Annotated in this window: 2 protein-coding genes; one reads left to right on the top strand and one right to left on the bottom strand. The window is 43.7% G+C overall.

The features are described 5' to 3' along the window. The first annotated feature begins 72 nt into the window (after nucleotides 1–72). Entirely contained in the window at nucleotides 73–333 is a 261-nt protein-coding gene (locus ACMX3H_RS11220; protein WP_415210897.1) for a hypothetical protein, read from the top strand. Between the two features lie 360 nt (nucleotides 334–693). Here the strand turns inward: ACMX3H_RS11220 and ACMX3H_RS11215 are convergent, their stop codons facing one another. Continuing rightward, nucleotides 694–1,086 carry a hypothetical protein gene (locus ACMX3H_RS11215; protein WP_415210896.1) on the bottom strand — a complete coding sequence of 131 codons (393 nt, stop codon included), beginning with the start codon at nucleotides 1,084–1,086 and terminating at the stop codon, nucleotides 694–696. Nucleotides 1,087–2,032 lie beyond the last annotated feature (946 nt).

Below are 2,032 nucleotides of genomic sequence, written 5' to 3'. Positions count from 1 at the left end.
GGAATCGCTGATCGGGCGACCGGAATCAGTGATCGGACGTGACCGGAACCAGCACTCGGCGCGCAGGCGGCTATGCTGTCAGAGGCCTTTCCTCCTCATATACGCTACACCGGTATGGCAAGCAGCCGTGAGCTTGCGGGCGCCATCGCCGGAGGAACATTACCGTTTATTGCCGTCGCACTGCAAAGCAGCGCCGGCGGGGAATGGTGGCCGATTGCCGTTTATGCCATTTCACTGGCGATTCTGGCCGCGTTAGGAGCATTGCTGCTAAACCAGAGGCATCACGGCTGGAAAGACCAGCCAGCGCACAACGAAACGGCCGCGGAGTATTGATCATCGCCCGCCAAACGGGCGAGTATCATGGTTAACTTCCTCTTCTTATCGCTGGTCAATTTGCGGCGCTGGCGGATATGATTTTTTGGACACAGGTGAAAGAGAAACCGTGTTGCCCTATACGTAGACGCAACCGGTTGACGCCCAGTGCGGTGATAGGTAAAGCAATGCCGAGTTCCTTACCCTATTTATATACCGCTCATAGGGTGTAGGTCCCTTTGAAAAGGCCGTCCATAAATATATTTTCTGCGGCCTTTTCAGATAAGGCATACCTTGACCTGTGACCACAGGTTACCTGCAACAGCGCCTGAGTGTCTTGGTAAAATAGCATCCTGTCGGAAACAGCCGTGTATTGATAAATTATTTATTATCTTCAGTATACGGTGGCCAAGTAATTTCACGATTTGAGAATTCAATTGATTGTATGTTATTGGCATTTGCTGGCGCTAAATCAATCTCGACCTCGGTGATTACTGGCATGTTCATCAAATAGGCCATTTTGGCAAAATGACATATCGCATCACTTTCGGCTAAGTGCCACTGGTTAAAGTAGTATTTGTAATCGTCGTCGTGAATTGCCACATAACATTTATTATGTGTGGCTAAAAGTCCGCTTATCTTGCCTTTGAGTTGATAAGCATTGCCCTGTTTGGTTATCCCTAAACACGGTAGCGGTAAAAAAAGCAATGTTAATATCAACATACAACATTTATTCATGATGACTCCTATGGTTTCTACTGATTTAATCACCAAGCGTCAAAGAAACTCTTCTGGTCGCTTCGCAGTCTGTTATCTACTGTTTATTACCCAATTTGTTTAGCCTCGGCGGGTCTAAGAAGTAAATTGAAAGCGGCTTAAGCATAGATTGACTTCTTCGCGAAAATCATGATGTAACAGAGTGGATTAGGTATTGGGACGCGTATCGATATTCAAGTAACGATGTTTGATGTGTTCATCAATGGTTGTTGGAATCCCCTGTATCATCAATCCTGAATCTTAACATTGAACAGATATTCTCATTCTTATTCTTCCACAGGCAAGGTATTCGTCTTTGAATGCAAAAGCATTAGTAACGTCACAAATTCTTTCGTTGTAAGTTTGATAATAAGCAAACATAAGGCTAGGGTATACGTTATTGTCTTCCTGATTAGGGTGTATAAGGTGCCTCTCTAGCGCACGCCCAATTTGACCTACAGAGTTTATCGCCATTTCCAGCACAGCTTCAAGGACTTCCGTTACCGAAACGAATATTAATTTCTCTTCTTCGCCATATCACGTTGACCCTTTGCTATGCGCCAGCAAATGTTCATTTTCTCTCAGATTATTGACGCCTGTATCAAACAACTGTTCTAGAGGCCAGGATTAAAATCTATAGAAAGCTGTCTAGCATATGAATTTGAAAAATGAAATCAATAGATAAAATATCAAGATGTGAAGCCTTTATGGCAAAATCCCAATGATTTTCTTGATAAAGGGAAAGGGATAAATTCAATATAAGAATCTTTAGGGTAACAATTTCCAGACACTCAGTAACCTATCAGAATTTTAGGGCGATGAAAATATTATAACGGATTTTAGTGCCACCCGCCATCTATTTCATGCGGACGCCCTCGGGGGGAATATAATACGTTAGCACGTTTACCTATTGCTATCACGGGGGTTTTGTACTGCTTAATAGACAGGGATAGGGTTAGGGTTA

The organism is Sodalis sp. (in: enterobacteria) (assembly GCF_047607725.1).
Classification (GTDB): domain Bacteria; phylum Pseudomonadota; class Gammaproteobacteria; order Enterobacterales; family Enterobacteriaceae; genus JBLKSS01.
Note: the sequence above shows the minus strand (reverse complement) of the source record. Positions and strands in the feature narration are given on the sequence as shown.

Coding starts and splice junctions, on each gene's coding strand:
- ACMX3H_RS11220 (WP_415210897.1), top strand. CDS start 73: ATGCTGTCAGAGGCCTTTCCTCCTCATATACGCTACACCGGTATGGCA.